The sequence below is a fragment of the Phaeodactylibacter sp. genome (genome assembly GCF_022763345.1).
Taxonomy (GTDB): Bacteria; Bacteroidota; Bacteroidia; order Chitinophagales; family Saprospiraceae; genus Phaeodactylibacter.
Map to the genome: position 1 here is coordinate 1 of NZ_JALEGS010000039.1, position 19,641 is coordinate 19,641.

The window sequence follows — 19,641 nt, forward strand, 5'->3', positions numbered from 1 at the left end:
CCTGATTGCGGAAAGTTTCCTCGTTGGGCCCGTTGAAGTTCTCCGGGTAGGTGAGCGTGCCCGCCTCGCCCAGGTTGATCAGGTAGCCGTTCGGGGAGCTCATGAAGTCCAGGTTGCCCACCCAGCCTACGCCTGCAACGAACTGCGCAAAGCCAGCCTGGCTTTTGATGATATCGCCATTGAGCGGGCTGAGCGATGCCAGGGCCTGATTGACCGGCATGCCCGCCTGCGGCAGGTAGCCGATCCAGTTCCAGCCGGCGGACAAGCTCATGGGCGTAGCCGGGTCTATCGGGTTGCCCAGGATCTCCAAACTGTCGAAAGCGGTGCCGTTGTACTGGTACATCGTCAGGTGGGACAGGGCCGTCAGGGAGCCGGCCCAGACACTGCCGCCGTTGAAGTACTGGCTGAAGCTTGTCTGCCCCTTGATAGTGGCATCCTCCGGGCGCGTCAGGCTCGAAAGGGCCGCATTGATGCTCGGGTCTGGCAGCTCCAGGTTGTAGGAGATCCAGTTCCAGCCCGGGAAGATCGGGATCTTACGCAGCAGCAGGTTGTTCGTATGGATGACCTGCGGCACAATGGGCGAACCGATGAGGTCATCGGCTACAAAATCGAAGCTTTCGTTTGTGCTGCCGAAGAGCAGACATTCCATAGCATCCCAAATCTGGAAGGTCACCGTCTCCCCGACCAGGTTGTTGCTGTAAACCGTCAGAAAAGCAAGATGTTTTTCTACTTCCGGTACGTACTCCACAGCTGCCACACCGCGCAGCTCACTGCCAACAAAGGCACCGATGAGGTCGAGTTTATCAGTCGAGATTTCCCCCTCAATATCGAGTTGAAGTGTCATCGTCATGGAATAAGCCCAGTCCATAGGGTTGACTTCCCATACAGGCTGTGGGCACGTAACCTGAACATTGATATCCAATGGTTCATCCCCTTCGGCAGTCATCATAGGCAGGATGTGCTCATAGCTGCCAGTAACCAGGTCTGAGGGGAAGGTGAAAGTGACCGTCTCGAAGGAGCCCGGAGCTACTGTGCCAGACAGGGGGCTGGCTTCCACCCATGCGGGTAGGTCAGTAAGTGTGAAATTAGCGGCGGCTCCTCCCTGATTGCGGATGTCGCGGGTGATTACCAGTGCATCGCCTTCCGGGATGACCTCCTTAATTTGATTGACCTCCCAGTACAAAGTGGAGCGGTTGACGAAAAACTCCCAGCTGACGGGTTCTTCCAGCAGGTTGCCAACCTGGTCTTCCACACCTTCCACAACTACGCGCAGAATCTGGTTTTCAATAAATTGGTTGGGCACATTGGGGACCACAATGATTTTATCTTCGCTACAGCTGATCACCGCATCGATAAGCTCGCCGGTTGCGGTATTGTACAAGCCGATGTTATTGTTGTTGAAAACATCTGCCTGTAGGAGCAGGTCGCAGCGAATAGGCTCATTGAAGGTGATACTGATCTCGTCTCCCGGCGAAAGGACGCCGTCGGCAGGTTGAGGTAAGCCGAAGAGGCGAGGAGGTGTACGCTCTATTTTGCCCTTTACCACCTTTGAGATACCCGGATTTTGTGCCCCGAAGCACTGAGTGACTGCCCGGACTTCATAAAGCCCGTCCTGTAGCCCTTGCGTATTCCAGGGGACGATAGTGAATACATCTCCCAGCTCTTCTTTCTCCAGCTCGGCGATGTTAATCCACGCTCCATCGCCCTGAGAGCGGCGGTACTGCACGCGGATGAGTTCCAGATCGGGATCGCTGGTATCATATCCATTAGCAGTGATGTTGAGGATGTTCCCACTTTCCGGTGTGAGCACCCAATCTTGCAACGGGAAGCCCAAGTCCACTTCACTGCAAGGCTCCAGGAAGTATACATCGAGTTCCACTTCTTTATAAAAACGTTCGTCTACGCCTTCGCGTGGAATCCCCAGCCAGATAGCGCGCTCGAATTCACATCCGGACCGGAGTGCAATACGCAGATTCTCGTAGGTATACTCCACCGGGCCGCGCTCTACAGAAATGGTAACCGTTAGCGAACCATCGGGGGGGATTTGGTAGATCAGTTCGCTGGCATTGATTTCGACGCCATTGGCTTTTACGATAGCCCCATCGGGATTGCTTTCCGGAACGAGCTCCAAGATGTAAAACCCTGCATCCCCTGAAGGAGCAGTGTTACCAAGCGTGAGTTCAAAAATAGCAGCTTCGTTAGCTGTAACATTTGTTGCTACGAAGCTATTACTGGTAAGTTGCACCTCTTCGCGGGGCTGCGTATTGGGCTCCCAGGGGCAGGCTGACTGGCCGCTGACTACGTCAAATACAGGGGTGCCGTAAGCTGGGTCTGTTTTGATGTTGACGGTAAAGTTGTCCAGCCCATCATCATCAGTGAGTACAAAACCTGTGGTCCGCTCGGTAGAGGTAGTACCAGAAGTAGTGGAAGTGGTTTCTGTAGACCAGGACATCGCCAGCCCTGCTACCACACCAATACCATTAACATTGACACCAAACTCTGATGAGAATCCGTTGCTGAAATCCTGCGTCCAGGAATGGGTAATGGTTTTGGTTACTTCGGATGTTTGTGATTCTTCGTAAACTACTCCGGCATCAAAAGTGATATTACGGTCGAATATGGCTTCCTCCTTGAGTTGAGTATTCAGGTCGATGATCCCCTGCCATCGTTCAGCGCTCACTGTATCGCCAATATTTAGTAAGCTGGGGATGACGAGGTCTGTAATTTGCCGCTCAGAGTAAATAAATGTTGTGGCAAATCCTTCCGGAAAGATGTAGAGCCCTTTATCAAGCAGATAGCTGCAGGAGGCCGTATCGTAGAGGAGCTCATCCGTAATGCCATAAATAAAGTTCATAGCGCCACCGACATATACGTCTCCGCCCATATCGCTGCCTACAATAAATTCATTGTCATCTGTGGCAATATTCTTCGTTATCGTCAGGCAGGTTTCCATTTCGTTGGAAGTGTAGGAGGTGGTACTCGCCTCCAGCTGATACCCCAGATCTGCAGTGACATCTACCTGCAGGGAGGTGGCGAAAAACGGAGTCCCCATCTCTGTCTCGATATCAGGGCCCAGGGATACAGTCACGCCTGCCTCCGTATTCATGGTACTGGCTGCTTCAAAACTCCAGTTTTGGCAGGTGGTCTCTCCGGTTTCCAGATAAGAATAGCTGCCATCGCCCGGCGGGTCTCTCAAAATGATGGTCGGTAGTTCAGGCGCGGTGGAAGTGAATGTTGTTTCCCGTGGCCGCCTGCCCAGTACAACAGCACTCTGGGCTTTGGTATCCTGTTCGTCGTGTGCCTCGGCAGTTACCTGAAGGGTTTTGAGAAAGGGCGGCACAATATTAGGCGCATCAGCCCGGAACCGGTGCACAAGGCTCCCTTCCGTCATGAGAGTGTCGAACTGGGCAAGGTTGGCAATTTCATTGTTGATGGTAATCAGAGCGGTGTCGAGGTAGCATACGCCCCCATCGTAAGCCTCAAACACCCGTATGGTGGTTTTGGCGGTTTGCAGCTGATTGAGCATGGGGTCGCCGCAGGAGTTGGTGTCCAGTTGTGTCATTTCTACCTGTGGGGGCGCCAGATAGATGAAATCAACGGTATCGCTTTTCATACGCAAATCAAGTGTGCGCCCGCCCTGATTCTGAAAGTAATCATAGATAACCGGATTGGAATGCTCAATCACAGCTATGGTGAGGGAGTCCGGGGGTACATTGGAGAAGGTGAATTTTCCATTCGGGTTTTCCAGGCGCTGGGTCTCTTCGTAGCAGCCATCGAGGGTAGACAGTTTAACGCGGACGATGCTGCCATCGGGAATGATAGACCGGCGGCATTTGCCTCCTGCTAATTGCCCTGTGACCGTTCGCTTGGTCTGATCCTGGAAAAGTATACCGGATACCGGCACATTCAGGTTTTCCAGTTCCCAGAAGGCTGGGAAAAAGGTGTGGTCTTCAAATACCGGAGTAAGCACCACATCCGCACCGGGCTCGAAGTCTGCCACGAATTTGCCATTTTCATCTGTCAGAATTTTGGGTACATTCGACTGCCCATTAACGAGGATCTCAATGCCTTCAGGAAAACAGGTGGTACCCTCATAACGAACAAAGCCACTAACAGGAATAGTACTTTGGTCCACGAAGTCAATCTCGTCCACGCTTGTATTACTGGGGTTGAGAGTAACAAGGCGGCTGGCAGGAGTAAATTCATGCGCAATGGTCTCCATAATGGAAGAAACGGTAGACCAGGTAGCACCAAAAAGGGTGCCTTGCCCTGTAAATGCAGGCCCGGTGTCTTCCAGCTGCATGCCTTCGCCTTCGTTGAGCCCAAACATTGATTTCAGGAAGAGGTTATTCACATCTGTGCCGATATTGGCATACTCTTGTATTTGCGGAAGTGTAAGGGTGGAGTCGAAGAAAACTACTTCGTCGATCAGGCCGGTAAAAAAACTCCGGTGGCTACTGGTCCCATCGGCTTTGGCGCCGATCTTCCAGGGCAGCCCTGCCCAATCGGTGGCCACGCCGCTGAAACTGTGGGTACCCATTAGGTTGCCGTTTTTGTAGACTTCTGTGGCCAGGGTGCTGCCGTCTTGTATGAGGTTGACGGCGATGTGATGGAAGCCCATTTCCAGCGGACCGAAAGCGTGGGAAGTTTCGTTGAGCACAAGCTCAAGCTGCCCTGCATTGAGACAGAGGGCAAACAGGTTGTTGCCGCCTGCATCTGCTTTGCTGAGTACCGCCTGATTGCCGCTGAAGTCGAAAGCCTTAACCGTTGTGGTAATGGCAGAGGTGTCTTTGATGTCAAAATCTGTCAGGTCAGCATAACTGCCATTGACGCCATTGAATTCGAGGGATTGATTCAGATAGAAGCTTTTGGAAGGACGAGCCGTAAACGTTTGCCCGCTGCCGTAGTTGATCCCGGCAATTTCGTAAAAACCGCTCTCATCTGTGATCCCGGAATTGACCACTTCCGGGCGGTCATCCGACCATTCGGCACCGCAAAAGTAAAAGCGGGCTTTCAGTGCGCTCTGATCAAATGCTTTGGCCCCAACGCCCTCATCAAATTTCCAGTAGCCAGCCAGACCCGGAGTGTTGCCATGCACCGTGCGGTTCATGAACATTTGGATCTCCGTTTGAGCCAGTTGCCGGTCGAAGAAGCGCACCTCGTCAATTCGCCCGTTGAAGAAACCAGTATCATCGGCTTTTTTGCCCAGGAACAGCGGGATGCTATCCGCTTGTACAGTACCTACCGCCGTTTCGATCAGTTCTCCATCCACATAAAGCAGCAGAGATGCGCCATTGTAGCTTGCTGCCACGTAGTGCCAGTCGTCCCCGGTTTCGCTCAGGAAGGCGTAGTCCAGCTCGGTGACATCACCGGCATCCCGGCCGATGCCGAAGCGGATACCTTTACCGGAAGAGGCAGGAAGGGTGTGCAGCCACCAGTTTTTGCCAATGGTGCTGCCGAAGTCTATGATGCCTGCATTATCGTTGCCGTCCCCCAGCTTCACCCATGCAGATACCGTGAATTCGTGACGGGGGAAAGCCGGGTTGTATTCGGCGAAAGCCATATCGTCTGCCCCGTTGAAGGCAATTGAATGGCCCAAGGTAGGCGTGAGGGTGACTATAGCTCCCGGTACCGCGTTGCCGCTGAAGGTTTCCACCTTGCCCGTTACCACGCCATTGGGATTGAGAAAGCCGAGAGAAGAACCGCGTTTCCCCTCTCCAAACGTATTGACTCCACTAACCTCATAGGTATAAAATTTTCCAGCGAGGACGTTGAAGTCCAGAAAGGAGAAGGTTTCTCCATCTACTGTAGCCAACAGGGAGCCATTGCGGTAGATTTTGTAGCTGGATGGGGCAGGGCTCAATGGGTCAGGTGCCCAATCAATTTGTACCCGGTCTTCGAGGTCGCCCTCACTGGCCATGACGGCAGGCGCGGCGGGAGGGAGCAGAAAGCGGGACCAAAAACCATAGACACCTTTGTGCGTTTGTCCGAAGTAGGTACCCACTACAGGCTGCCCAACGGTAATATTGGCCCGGTTGGCGGTATTAAAAGCATTGGTGGCGCTGCCATAGTTGAAAAAGGCACGCCCGGTGAGGAAGTCATCGTCGCTGACCGTCTCGCAATTGGGGCTGTTCTGCCCGTATGCATTGGCCAAGCTGATGATAGACAATAAGCTTACCCATAGGAGTTGCTGTAATGTATTTTTCATGAGTATGATTTAAGGTTATAGCTTGGTGGGGAGTAGAATAGCCTATCGTACCCAGATTTCTACATTGCTAATGCCATAGGATTCATCATCCGCGCTTTGGTCTACATTGGAGCTGACAATTAGCCAAAAGGTATCGGCATCAGTCTGAGCCATCATTTCTGCCCTCATGTTGTAGTCTGCCAAAGTGTTATTGGGAGGATATAAGTCGACATATCCTGTCCCTCCAAATCCTACCGCATCAACACGTCTGTGCACCCATCCTATCTGAAATTGCCCATTATCGCTGCCTTGGGCAGGAGTAGGAGAGGTCGCAAATGCAGCATACCCAAATTCAGAACGGTCTCCGCCCCAAGTCTCAAAGAAGTGATAGGTGAAAACTACTTTCACTTCACTGTGAGGTATGCCAGAGAGGTCAAATTGCTTTTTCAAAGCATGAGATCCAAAATCTGTAGGCCTCAGAATGTAGCCCTGACTAAAGGGTGTGCCAGGCGAAAACCGCTCAAAGTTGCGTGAGTCGCTTTCACGCCAGCTTCTCTGGCATACCCAGCCTTCGGTATCCTGGCTAAAGTCATCGACTTCCACCAGTCTCCAGTCGTTCTTACCATTGTACGAAATACTTTGCCCCGTGGGTAGCTCGATACCATTGCCGGCGGAGACTGTACCTTCAGCACTGATGTTTGCGGAGGTGTTGATATCAGAAGTGATGTTTTCAAAGTCTACTTCTATGCCGGTTACGGTGCCTGTGATTTCCAGGTCGCCTTCCAACTTGGTATTGCCAACGACGTGCAATCGTTGTTGGTCGTCCGGCTCAGTCGTTCCTATGCCTACCGTACCACTTGAAGGGAAGGTATTGTCCTGCCCGATCAGCGAAAGAGCGTAAGGCGCAGAAGTCAGCCGTGCCCGGGGTGTGAGCTCCGTGCCCCCGTCTACGGACACGCCGAGGAAGTAGGGCTGATCGAAAGGAGCATCAAGCGGTTCGGCTTCCCCCAATACCACACTGTAAACACCACCAATGACCTCCACGGCGTCCTGAGTTTCTTCCCAGATGGGGGTGCCGCCGGCATCGGTTTCGTATAATCGGAAGGTAAGGCTGTAGTTGCCGTCGTCAACGGCTGCCCCGAAGGAACGTTGGATGGTACCTTGTACACTTAGGTTGGCTTGGGCAAAAAGAGTTGCAGAAGTGGAGACGAGCAGCCCCCACAGGACCAGGAAACTAAATCTGTTCATTGGATGTGATGATTTGTTATTAGAATTAAATCAATATAAAGGCAAAGCTAGCGGAGGCGCACGGTTTGTAGCGCATCTGGCAAGGTGGAAGATCGGAGCAATAAGCAGGAATAAAGGAGCAAAACCGATTGTTACCAGCTTTTCGAAGCTGTCAATTACTGCAAATAGTACGATGGTGGCTGCCCAAACCGCTCTTTAAATATTTTGGAAAAGTACTTGGGATCCCGCATGCCGCAAGCCTCTGACAGTTCGGCCACAGAGCTAACTTTGCTGTCTTCGAGCAATCTCCGGGCATAATCGAGCCTTACCTCCTGAATGTATTGGGAGGTGGTAAGCCCGGTGTGCTGCCGGAGTTTCCGGTTGAGGGTGTGTCGGCTCAGCCCCATTTGCGCTGCTACGAAATCTACGGAGAACTGCTGTTCGGACAGGTGCGTTCGTACGATGGTTTCAGCTTTCTCCAGCCAGACCTGGCGGACTGTGGCTTTTTCGGGGGCAACGGCGGTGCGGTTATCCGATAAGGTATCTTCTTCCTGCTCAGGTAGCCGCATTGTAGCGTGCCGCAGCAGGTTGCGGATTCGAGTCAGGAGCTCCTCTTCTATAAAGGGTTTAGTGAGGTAGTCATCCACACCGATGCGCAAAGCTTTCAGCCGGTCGGCCATTGCGGACCGGGCGGTCAGCATGACGACCGGGATATGGCTGAAGGCATCGCTCTGTTTCAGGTGGTGCAACAGTTCGTACCCGTCCATTTCGGGCATCATGACATCTGAGAGTATAAGGTCAGGCGGAGCGGTCGACTGCTCCAGATAAGACAGCGCTGCCTGACCGTTTGAGACCGCCTCCACTTCAAAGTGGGAAGACAGAAGCTGAAGCAGGTAGTTGCGCATGTCGTGGTGGTCTTCTACGATCAATACGCGATAGCTGGTCTGCGGGTCACCGGGGGATACGAAGGCAACACTCATATTCGTGCCAGTGCTTTTACCTGAGGCGAGCGGGTTTACCGGTTCTGCTTCTACCCAGGGCAGTTGCAAAAACAATCGGCTGCCCGCCCCGGCTTCGCTCTCTGCCCATACCTTTCCGCCGAGCAAATTGGCCAGTTCCCGGCTAAGGGCCAGGCCCAGCCCACTGCCCCCTTCCACGGTTTTGAATACCCTGGATTGGTAGTAACGCTCGAAGATGTGCGGCAGGTCAGCAGCCGGTATCCCTCTGCCGGTATCACAGACTTCAAAGTGCAGCGTGTCCTCCACTTTTCGGGCGGATAGAGTGATTTGGCCTCCCCCGGGTGTGAATTTGATTGCGTTGGCAAGATAGTTGTACAGGATCGTTTCTGTCTTCTGCGCATCCAGTTGTAGGCAAAGAGACTCTGCTAAGCCATAGTCCAGCTCCAGCCTGATCGCTTCCCGGCTGGCGTGCAGCTCGAAATTGCTTGTCAGCTGCTTTAGCAGCGGCAGCAAAGGAGTGGCTGCGTGCCGGACTTCGAGCGTGGTGGATTCCAGCCGCGCCAGATCCATGATGTCATTGACCAGTCGCAGCATTTTACGGCTTTGCTGATGAGCAAGCTCAATGAGCGGCCGCAGAGCGGGGCGGTTTTCCTTTTCCAATAATTGAGACAGCGGGCTGAGGATAAGCGTAAGCGGAGTGCGTAACTCGTGGGAAAGGTTGGCGAAAAAGCGGGATTTGAGTTCATCTAACTGCCGTAGCTCGGCCGCCTGTTCCCGGATGAGCTCCCGGTCTCTGGCGATCGTTTCCGTACGTTTTTTGACTTCTGCTTCCAGTTCCTGATTGCGGCGGTCGAGTGCCCGGGTGCGCAGGTAAAGGACAAGCAGCCCGATGGCCACTACCAGCAGGAAAAACCACCAGCGCAGGTAGAAAGGCCGCTCCACTAAGATGGGTACTTCCAGCGTTTCAGTAGTCGGTAGGCCATTCTCCAGTATGGCTTGCACCAGTAATGTTTGTCGCCCGTAGGGCATCCGCCCCAGGGTAATCGTTTGATCAGCAACAGTTTCCCAGGATTCTCCTTCCCTTTTGAGCTTATAGCGGTATACGGTCCCCTGTCCGAGCCGGACATCTTCCATGCCCAGCATAAGCGTCAAAAAGCGGTCTTGAGAATGGAATACGATCTGCTGCTTTTCCAGGAAAGCTGCTGTTACATTGACCGTCTTATTCGCAGCATCCAGATACTGAAGGATTTCCACCACTTGAGGCCGGGCTTCCACGGTAGCTGACAACTGATCTGTGAATGATTCCGGGTGAAAGTAGGTCACTCCATTCACACTGCCAAAGTACAGCGTGCCATCTTCATCCTGAAAGTGAGCGATACGGTTAAACTCGTTGGTATTCAAACCATCCCGGGTGGAATAAATCCGGGAATTCCCCCCCTGTGGGTCGTATTGTATGATGCCTTGTTCACTCGACAGCCAAAGTATCCCATCCGCATCTGCATAGACGCTATGCAATACCAGGCTTTTTTCACCTTTGAAAAAAATGGACTCTGACTCATTGGTGCTGCGGTCCCAGCGGACCAGCCCCTGTTCTGCCGTTGCCAGCCAGAAAACATTAGCGCTTTCATCGTGGTATACATGCCTTACATCCCGGGCATGAAGCTTAAACCGGCCCTCTTCGTTGGGGGCATAGCGCTGAATAGCACCGGAATAGGGGTTGAGCAGGTATAGCCCAGCCGTACTGCATAACCAGACGCTGTCAGGATGTGCTTCATAGAAATGGTAGACGGTAGCGTTATCCAGCTGCGGGAAAGAGGAAATGCTGATTTTTTCTGTAACCTCACTTGCAGGGTCAAAACGGTAGAGCCCCAATTCACTCATCCAAAGCCGCCCCGTGGTGTCCGCGTACAGCGACCATATTTCATGTAAGGGGACATTGAAACCTTCTACCGCCTTTGAGGCCGGGTCGTATGAATACAGACGAGTATGATTGCCTGCCCATAGCCGCCCTTGTGGGTCTACAGCCGAAGACATAGAAGCAGGAAGTATCGGAGCGGGCTCACGCTTGTCTTTTTGCCTAAATGGCAAGACTCCGTCCTGACAGCTAAAATAAAGCTCTTGCCCAAACCGCAGTATATCCCGAAAGCCCGTTTGCCGCTTCAGATTTGTAAAAGCGGTATTGAAGTCGGTCTGCTGCAAATCTATCTGATACAGCCCGCTGTGGCTGCATTGCCAAATGGTTTTATCTTGCATAAGGACGCTGCGGCGCCAGGAAGTCAGGTGCTGAAGCTTCTCGTCATTGATAACCTGCAGGTGCCCATCTTCAAATAGCAGCGCAGCTTCAGCACCCTGAGCAAGCCAAAATGCATGGTAATCGGGAAGGTAAACCAGTTCGTTGAAACAAACGTAGCGGTCTACAAAACTAACCTTCTCCCTAAACTGCATGAGGTCCGTTGAATCTTTTCTGACGTATAGCTTACCTTTATGTTCCCAAACGAGAAGCAACTTTGGTGTTTCCGGAAATGAGGTCAAAAACACAGTCGTATCGCCTCTTTGTACTGGCATGGGCCGGATATACTTCGTATTTGGCAGCAGCGTTTGAGCTGGCTTAGACGAAGGCTTTAGCTGATCGTACCTCCGAAGCACAGTGCCGCCGTTCTCCTGCTGCTGAGTCCAGTAAAGCCCCGCTGCCTCATCTGCTGAAAGCAAGTGCTCCCCGGCGGATAGCTCCAGCAACTGCCATTTGTCCTGCCCGGGATGATAAAGGCAATAAGCTCCATTAGCCAGGAAGAAACCCAGCTGAGCCGTAGGCAAAGGGGTACAATACTGAACCTGATTCCAGTCAAGTGGTGTGGCTTCCCCAGAGTACGCCTCAAAGGAGACAACTGCCTCGTCGTAAATATCAAAAACATCAATTAGCGGGGAAAACTTCTCAGAGGAGCTCATGCGGTGCAACAACAGAAGCTTCCTGCCTTTGGGGATGATCTTCCAGATGGTTTCCTCTCTTAATCCATTAGACCGGTCAAACGATTTGAAGTGGTGCCCATCGAAGCGGCTCAATCCTTTATTGGTGCCTACCCAAATGATACCCCGCTCGTCTGCTGCAACGCTGTATACTGAATTGTCGGGAAGCCCGCTGCGGACGTCATAATGGCGTATAGTGGTGGAAACCTCTCTGATGGTGGATTGGGCTCCCAGAGATAAGGAGACAAACATCAAACTCAACAATCCGAATCTATAGATCAGCCTGAACAGAAAAGGTGGTGTTGATATCATGGTTATCCTATCTCGAGCCCCAAATTTACAAAAAGCATAAAGGTATCTGCAAGAGCATTCTAAAGAAGGCAAAAGGAGAAAACTATTTATTCTCACTTTAACACCACACGCAAAGCCGTATTATTGCGTTTCAAATGGCAGCAAACGCAACCAAGCTTATGTACAGAACGCTACTCTTCCTGACGGCAGGGCTTTTATTCGCCTTTTCCGGTCAGGCACAAAAATACAGCAACGAATTTCTCACCATCGGCGTGGGTGGCCGGGCGCATGGTATGGGTACCGCCGTTATCGCCAGTGTGGATGATGTGACCGCAGGTATGTGGAACCCAGCCGGCCTGGCTACCTTGCAACCGGATGATGGTTACCAGATTGGCGCCATGCATGCCGAGTGGTTCGCAGGCGTGTCCAATTTCGACTACCTTGGTTTTACCACGGCCCTGGCTAATGGCAACCGCATTGGGCTGTCTCTCGTGCGCTTCGGCATTGACGGTATTCCGAATACCCTCTCCCTGTACAATAGTGATGGCACCATCAATTTCGACAACGTCACGGAGTTTTCCGCTGCCGATTATGCCTTTATCCTGAGCTATGCCAAGCCCTTCAAGGTAAAAAAGGGACAACTGCTGGGCGGAGCCAACATTAAGGTCATCCACCGGCGCATTGGGCCTTTTGCCAATTCCTGGGGCTTCGGGCTGGATGCCGGGCTGCAGTACCGCATCAAAGACTGGAACTTCGGCCTGGTGGCCAAAGACGTCACCTCCACCTTCAACGCCTGGTCCTTTAGCTTTTCAGAGGACGAACGGGAGGTGCTGGAACTCACCAATAACGAAGTGCCCATCAACAGTGTGGAAATCACTCGCCCGCAAATCCTACTCGGTGCTGCCCGCCGCTTCCAGTTTGGGAATGTAGGGCTCATGCCAGAGGCCAATTTCATCTTCACCACCGATGGCGCCCGTAACACCCTGCTCTCTGCCGACCCCATCAGCATGGATATTGCCGGGGGCGTGGAAGCGGATTATAAGGAATTTGTTTTCCTGCGGGCCGGGGTGAGTCAGTTCCAGCAGATCGCCGATTTTGACGGTGGCGAAAACCTGAAAGCACGCCCCAGCCTGGGTGTAGGCTTCCGGATATCCAGCCTGACGGTGGACTATGCCTACACGGATTTGGGTGCGGAGGAGAGTACTTACTCGCACGTAATCTCGCTTCACCTGGCTATTCGGCCTAAAGCAAAAGAGTAAACCCCTTGTAAAGATTTGGGATTAACAAGGGTGCCCTTTTGTTGCGCTGCTTTAATCCCTATATTTGCAATGATCACTGGCTGAAAAGCCGCGCTGCACGCGCGACAGGGGCACTGCACAGTCATCCTCTGCCCGGCAGCGTGTACTTCTTAGGAAGTTTGGTGGTCAACCGTACAGGCATCAAAAGTTTTGACTCTACATTTTTAACTATATTAGGGTACGACTTGGTGTGACTAGGGCGGGCCTCAGTCTTGGTTTTACCGGGACTCGCTTCGGCGACAAGGGGATTACTGAACCACACCGGCGGCCTTAACCATGTCTTATCGAGGGTCCAAAACCATCCCGGTGTTTGTGCGGTTTTTTTATTGCCAAATAGAGACGGCCCTTCCAATCTCTCCGCTTTCAAGTTCAATGGTACCGCCTTCCACCTCAAGGGTAACCTGCGTAAAGGGCTCATCCGGAAAGAAAATCTCCGTCAGATTAGTCGCACCGCTATCGGCAAACAATTCTACCGAGGTGACATCCAGCCATATTTCCACATCCAGCTTGTTCGCGTCGGACCAGCGTGGGGCGGTGGCTGTACGGCCAAAACCTTCCTCAAAGCCCGTTTCCCCGGCGTTGCTGCGGTCAGCATAGAAGGTGTCGCCTTTCAGCGTAATGCGGTAAGATTCGCCCTTTGTATTTGAAAAGTTCAGACCGATCTCTTCCGGCTGCTCACCGGCGGTCCAGGATAGCTGCAATTCCAGGTGGAGGGTGGGGGAGGGGCTGTCCAGGATGCCGGTAAGATCGAGCTGTCCGGAGACAGTTTGGCCCGGGATAGCCGTTTGGTCTTGTACGATAGCCTTCACTTCTTCCACCGGTTGGGCGCAAAGCAGTTGCCCCTTTGGTGTATTCCGCAAGCTCAGGGTGCGGGGCAGGGTCATAGCGCTCCGCCAGCGATCGGTCGGTACGACGTTGGCATAGTTCCAGTTGCTCATCCAGCCGATGAAAATACGCCGCCCGTCTTCTTTGGGCACATCTGACCAGGTCACCCCGGCGTAGTTATCCCGCCCGTAGTCAATCCAGAACGGATTGCCGGATGTCGTGTCTGCCGCTACCTTTTCGGCGAAAGCCGGGTGCATATTAAATGCTTTACCGTCGAAATCACCCAAGAAATATTGTGTGCCGGAACCCCCGTTTGGTGCTCCGGGATTGATGCTCAACAACATCACCCAGGTCGTGTCCCCATCCACTTGCAACGGGAACAGATCCGGGCACTCCCAAACACCTCCGTGCCCGCCAATGCCCTGCCCGAATTCACTTTGGTAAGCCCAGTCGATCAGGTTGGGAGAGTCGTAGATCTTGATGTGGTCACCCGCTGCGAAAATCATAACCCATTTTTCTGTGTCTCCATGCCAAAAGACTTTTGGGTCACGGAAATCTGTGATACCGGGATTGGGCAGCACAGGGTTGCCTTCGTACTTGGTCCAGCTCCGTCCCTTGTCCAGGCTGTAAGCAATGCTTTGGTACTGGTAATCATGGGTTCCGGCATCTGCACCTACCGGGTCGTGGTGGGTGAAAATGGCAATCATTGGTGGCCGGCCCGGTTCGCCCAGCCCACTCGTGTTGTTCCAGTCGATAACTGCGCTGCCGGAGAAAATGTAGCCCAGGCTGTCCGGGTACAAGGCAATGGGGAGGTGCTCCCAGTGGATGAGGTCTTTGCTCACGGCGTGCCCCCAGTGCATAGGGCCCCAAACGGTGCTATCGGGGTAATGCTGATAAAACAGGTGGTACTCACCCTCGTAGTAGACCATGCCATTGGGGTCGTTCATCCACATACTGTCCGGAGAGAAGTGGAACTGCGGGCGGTGGGGCTCCTGATAGTAGGCTTCTTCGGCTGCCATGGGTGCTTGATTTGTAGGTGTGGTGCAATGCGATAAGGCGAGCAAAAGTAGGCTGCTCAAGCCAATTTTTGATAGTAATCGATACATAACTTCAGGTTTAGCGGGCCATGAATAGATCAAGGTCTTTGGGCGACAGGTTGGGCGTACCGCCTTCCCGGGTGGCTACCAGGGCTCCTGCGGCGGCGGCAAATTCCAGGCAGTGCGGCAACGGTTTTTGTTGCAGGTACTGACTGAGGAAGCCCGCCAGGAACGCATCGCCACTGCCTACGGTATCTGCTACCTTCACCGGAAATACGGGCTGCTGCAAATAGGTGCCATCCGGGGCCATCCAAGCGGCACCATCGCTGCCCTTGGTTACCATTAGCCCCTTCAGTTGGTGGGCTTCGAGAATGGCCTTCATTTGAGCTTCCTCTCCGGTCTGATCGGTATACCATGCGGCGATAATGGCAAGTTCCTCCTCGTTCATTTTTACCAGGTGGGCACGGCTGAGCAGTTCCCTCAGGCGTTCGGGCGTATAGTGGGGCGGGCGTAGGTTGACATCGAATACGGCCAGAGTGGCTCGCTCCAGCAAACGCAGCAAAGTGGCACGCGTGCCTCCCTGCCGCGCAGCCAGGCTGCCAAAGACCAGGGCTTCTGCTTCGGATACCGCTTGCGCTGCCGCATCAGAAGCAGTGATGAAATCCCAGGCTACAGGCGCTACAATTTCATAGGAGGCATGCCCCTCTTCATCCAGGGTGACCTGAACGGTACTCGTGGGCTGTTCGGCATCTTCCTGTACCAGGCTGTGGTCGATCCCCTTGGTATCCAGAAAAGCTCTCAGTTCTTCGCCCAGCGCATCCTGCCCGATCCGGCTGATGAGTTGGGTCTGAAACCCAAAATTCCGCAGGTGGAAGGCTACGTTCATAGGTGCACCACCCGCTTTTTTGCCGGCAGGCAGCATATCCCAAAGTACTTCTCCAAAGCTGACAATACTCATAGAATGTAAGGTTATTTCTTCATCAAACGTTCCTGCAGCTCTTCAAGGGAAACGCCCTTGGTTTCGGGCATCATAAACGCTACGAACAATAACTGTAAGACCATCAGCCCGGCAAAGAGGGCGAAAATGGCATATTCTTCCATCACCCCGGTCAGATAAGGGAACGTGCCGGCGATGAGGGCGGCAAAGACCCAGTGGGTGCCGCTGCCCAGGGAGTTGCCAAAGCTGCGCACCTCGTTGGGGAAAATCTCAGAAATAAACACCCAGATCACCGCCCCCTGACCAATCGCGTGGGAGGCAATGAATACAAACAGCCAAAACGGCACCGTATATCCACCGGATACTCCGCTGTAGAAGGCATAAGCTACTGCGGACAACGAAATGATGTAGCCCAGGGAACCGATGTACATCAGTTTGCGACGGCCGAAACCATCAATGAGCGACATACCGATGAGGGTGAAAACGAGATTGACCGTACCAATACCTGTACTCGCCAGCAGGGCGGCACTTTCCTCCAGCCCCGCCAGCTTGAAGATACGCGGAGCATAGTAAATCACGGCATTGATGCCAGATACCTGATTGAAAAAAGCAAACAGGAATGCGAGCAAAATAGGGCGGTTATAGATACCCGACAGGAAGGCGCTGAGCCCTCCGGCCCGGGCATTTTCGTGTGCGTGCTCGATAGAAGCCAGTTCCTGCTTCGCTGTTTCCGGATTGATGCGCTGCAGGACCTCCAGGGCCTCATCGTGCGCATCCCGTTTGACCACCAGCCAGCGCGGGCTGCGGGGTACTTTCAGGATAAGCAGGACAAAAGCGAGGGCCGGCAAAGTTTCCACACCCAGCATCAGCCGCCAGGAGCCACTGCCGATGAGCCAGTTGGAGACATAGGCGACCATAATGCCCAGCACGATATTAAACTGAAAAAAGGCGACCAGCCGGCCACGCTGCTCCTTGGGGGCCACCTCGGTGATGTACATGGGGGCCACTACGGAGGAGGCACCCACGCCCAGCCCGCCAATGAAGCGGAAGAACATGAGACTGTAGACATCAGGGGCAAGGGCCGAGCCGGCGGCAGAAATCAGGTAAAGCACGCCAATCCAGAAGAGGCTGGTTTTCCGGCCAAAGCGCTCGGCAGGCCAGCCTCCTAAAAGGGCACCGATAACCGTGCCGTACAGCGCCATGGCGACCATCTGCCCGACCATAGTATTGCTAAGCCCCCATATCTTTTGGATAGCGCCTTCTGCCCCGGAAATGACGGCGGTGTCAAACCCAAATAAAAAGCCGCCAAGGGCCACAGTAAAGGACCAGAAAATAACGTTTTGGTTTTTCATACACTGCTTTGATTATAGACCCGGATAATTTTGGGAATGCAGTATAAGAAAATTTAATCGGGGTTGGATTGGGGTTGCGCCAATTTATTATTGGTTAGCTACCGTCAGACCTAGTTCTGCCCCTTTGTTGAGCATAAACTGATAGGCTTCGTCGTAGTTGTTGCTGACATCCCCATCTAAAATCGCCTCCCGGATCGCATTTTTGATAATGCCCACTTCCCGGGAAGGGGCAATGCCAAAGGTTTCCATAATGGTCTCTCCGGAAATAGGGGGCTGCCAGTTGCGGAGGTGGTCTTTCTCTTCCACTTCCTGCAGGCGCTCACGTACCATCTCATAGTTTTCCAGGTAGCGCTTTACCTTTTTCGGATTCTTAGAGGTGATGTCGGCCTCACAGAGCTGCATGAGGTCGTCGATGTCATCCCCGGCTTCGAACAGCAATCGGCGGATAGCAGAATCAGTGATGTTTTCCTTGGTGAGGCTAATAGGGCGCAGGTGCAGGCGGACCAGTTTCTGCACGTACTTCATCTTGTGGTCGAGTGGCAGGCGCAGTTTCTTGAAAATACGGGGCACCATGCTCGCGCCCAGTGCCTCATGCCCGTGGAAGGTCCAGCCATGCTGTGGGTGGAAGCGTTTAGTGGGCGGCTTGGCGATATCGTGGAGGATAGCCGACCACCGCAGCCAGAGTTTGTCGGTCTTGACACAGAGGTTGTCCAGGACCTCAAGGGTATGGTAAAAATTGTCTTTATGGGCTTTGCCGTTGCGGACTTCCACACCCTGCAGAGCTGCCATTTCGGGGAAGAATTTTTGAAGCAGGCCGGTGTCAAAGAGGTGCTTAAAGCCGATGGAAGGCTTGTCCGCAAGTATGATTTTGTTGAGCTCCGTGGTGATCCGTTCCTTGGATACGATACTGATGCGGCTGTGGTACTGCTCAATGGCGCTGAGCGTTTCCGGGTCGATGGTGAAGCCCAGTTGGGTGGAAAAGCGGATGGCGCGCATCATGCGCAGGGGGTCATCAGAAAAGGTCTTGCCCGGTTCCAGCGGGGTTTTGATCAGTTTGGCTTCGAGGTGCTCCAGCCCGTTGAAGGGGTCGATTATGGAGCCGTAGTCGCGCTCATTCAGGCTGACCGCCAGAGCGTTGATGGTAAAGTCGCGCCGGTTTTGATCTTCCTCCAGGGTGCCTTCTTCAACAGTAGGCTTGCGGGAATCGGAGCGGTAGGATTCCTTGCGGGCACCCACGAATTCGATTTCCATATCCCGGTGCTTGAGCATAGCAGTGCCAAAACGCTTAAAGACCGTTACCCGGGGGATAGGTCGGAGGCGCCCGGCAACAGCGCGTGCCAAATCTATTCCACTGCCTACACAGACGATATCCATGTCTTTAGAAGGGCGGGCCAGCAGGCGGTCCCGGACGTAGCCGCCGACCACGTAAGCCGGGAAACCCAGTTCCGTAGCAGCCTTGCTGATCAGCTCAAATATTTTCCGCTCGTGTGGCTCAATATTAAAAACCAATGGATTGCATTTTGGGGTTAGACCAGTGCTTCTTCGTTGCCGTAAACGGCTTCAATTTCATCGAGAATAGCATAGAGGTCAGCCGGGTTCTCTTCAGTGACGAGGCGTTTGCGGTACTCTTTGATGTTGCGGAAGCCCCGGAAATAATTGGTGTAATGGCGGCGCATTTCCAAAATGCCAAGCTTTGCCCCTTTCCAGGAAACGGAGTGCTCAAGGTGGGCTCTTGCGGCAGCCACACGCTCTTCTACTGTAGGTGGGGGCAGTAGCTCACCGGTAGCGAAGTAGTGCTTGATCTCCCGGAAAATCCAGGGATAGCCTATGGCTGCCCGGCCGATCATGATGCCATCCACGCCGTAGCGTTCCCGGTATAACTTCGCTTTTTCCGGGCTGTCGATGTCGCCATTCCCAAAAATAGGGATGTGGATACGTGGATTTTCCTTGATTTTGCCGATGAGCGACCAGTCTGCTTCGCCTTTGTACATCTGCTTGCGGGTACGCCCGTGTATGGAAAGGGCTTTGATGCCTACATCCTGCAGCCGCTCAGCCACTTCCTCAATGTATTTGGTATTGTCATCCCAGCCCAGGCGAGTCTTAACCGTAACAGGCAGGCTGGTGGATTTGACGACATCATCGGTCAGTTTGACCATGCGGTCAATATCCTGTAGAATGCCAGCGCCTGCCATTTTGCAGACGACTTTTTTCACTGGGCAACCGAAGTTGATATCGAGCACTTCTGGCTTGGCTTCCTCTACGATTTCCGCTGCCCGCATCATGGAATCGTGCTCTGCTCCAAAGATCTGAATGCCGATCGGGCGCTCATAATCGTAAATGTCGAGCTTTTGCACGCTTTTGTCTGCGTCGCGGATCAACCCCTCTACCGAGATGAACTCCGTGTACATCATGTCGCAGCCCTGAGCCTTGCAAAGCGCCCGGAATGGCGGGTCGCTAACGTCCTCCATGGGAGCTAGCAAAAGCGGAAATTCACCAATATTTACATCACCAATTTTTACCATCTTTCTGCCTTTAATGCTACAGCCTGCAAAAATACGTAATTC

General features: G+C 53.2%; 9 protein-coding genes. 1 reads left to right on the top strand and 8 read right to left on the bottom strand.

The window, feature by feature from the left end:
* The 3 genes from MRY86_RS10600 to MRY86_RS10610 all read right to left on the bottom strand — a co-directional run.
* A partial coding sequence (locus tag MRY86_RS10600; protein WP_293571428.1) for a LamG-like jellyroll fold domain-containing protein occupies nt 1-6,208 on the bottom strand: 6,208 nt, incomplete at its 3' end.
* Nucleotides 6,209-6,250: 42 nt separating this feature from the next.
* Nucleotides 6,251-7,435 carry a hypothetical protein gene (locus MRY86_RS10605; protein WP_293566683.1) on the bottom strand — a complete coding sequence of 395 codons (1,185 nt, stop codon included), beginning with the start codon at nt 7,433-7,435 and terminating at the stop codon, nt 6,251-6,253.
* Nucleotides 7,436-7,590: 155 nt separating this feature from the next.
* A complete protein-coding gene (locus MRY86_RS10610) occupies nt 7,591-11,649 on the bottom strand; it encodes a response regulator (protein ID WP_293566682.1) in 4,059 nt (1,352 codons plus the stop codon).
* 158 nt (nt 11,650-11,807) lie between these two features.
* Between MRY86_RS10610 and MRY86_RS10615 the strand changes: the two genes are divergently transcribed.
* Nucleotides 11,808-12,887: a hypothetical protein gene (locus MRY86_RS10615; RefSeq protein WP_293571429.1), complete on the top strand. Its 1,080-nt coding sequence runs from the start codon at nt 11,808-11,810 to the stop codon at nt 12,885-12,887.
* Nucleotides 12,888-13,249: 362 nt separating this feature from the next.
* Here MRY86_RS10615 and MRY86_RS10620 read toward each other — a convergent pair whose 3' ends face one another.
* The 5 genes from MRY86_RS10620 to dusB form a co-directional block, all read right to left on the bottom strand.
* On the bottom strand, nt 13,250-14,770 hold the full coding sequence (locus tag MRY86_RS10620) for a glycoside hydrolase family 32 protein (RefSeq protein WP_293567884.1): 1,521 nt from the start codon (nt 14,768-14,770) through the stop codon (nt 13,250-13,252).
* A 97-nt stretch (nt 14,771-14,867) separates the two neighbouring features.
* On the bottom strand, nt 14,868-15,746 hold the full coding sequence (locus tag MRY86_RS10625) for a carbohydrate kinase (protein ID WP_293567882.1): 879 nt from the start codon (nt 15,744-15,746) through the stop codon (nt 14,868-14,870).
* Nucleotides 15,747-15,757: 11 nt separating this feature from the next.
* Nucleotides 15,758-17,077 carry a sugar porter family MFS transporter gene (locus MRY86_RS10630; protein ID WP_293567880.1) on the bottom strand — a complete coding sequence of 440 codons (1,320 nt, stop codon included), beginning with the start codon at nt 17,075-17,077 and terminating at the stop codon, nt 15,758-15,760.
* Between the two features lie 87 nt (nt 17,078-17,164).
* Nucleotides 17,165-18,586, bottom strand: coding sequence for an HD domain-containing protein (locus tag MRY86_RS10635; protein ID WP_282781250.1), 1,422 nt, complete (start codon nt 18,584-18,586; stop codon nt 17,165-17,167).
* A gap of 17 nt (nt 18,587-18,603) precedes the next feature.
* Complete coding sequence (gene dusB, locus MRY86_RS10640; protein WP_293567877.1) at nt 18,604-19,599, bottom strand: tRNA dihydrouridine synthase DusB; 996 nt, start codon at nt 19,597-19,599, stop codon at nt 18,604-18,606.
* Between the last annotated feature and the right edge of the window lie 42 nt (nt 19,600-19,641).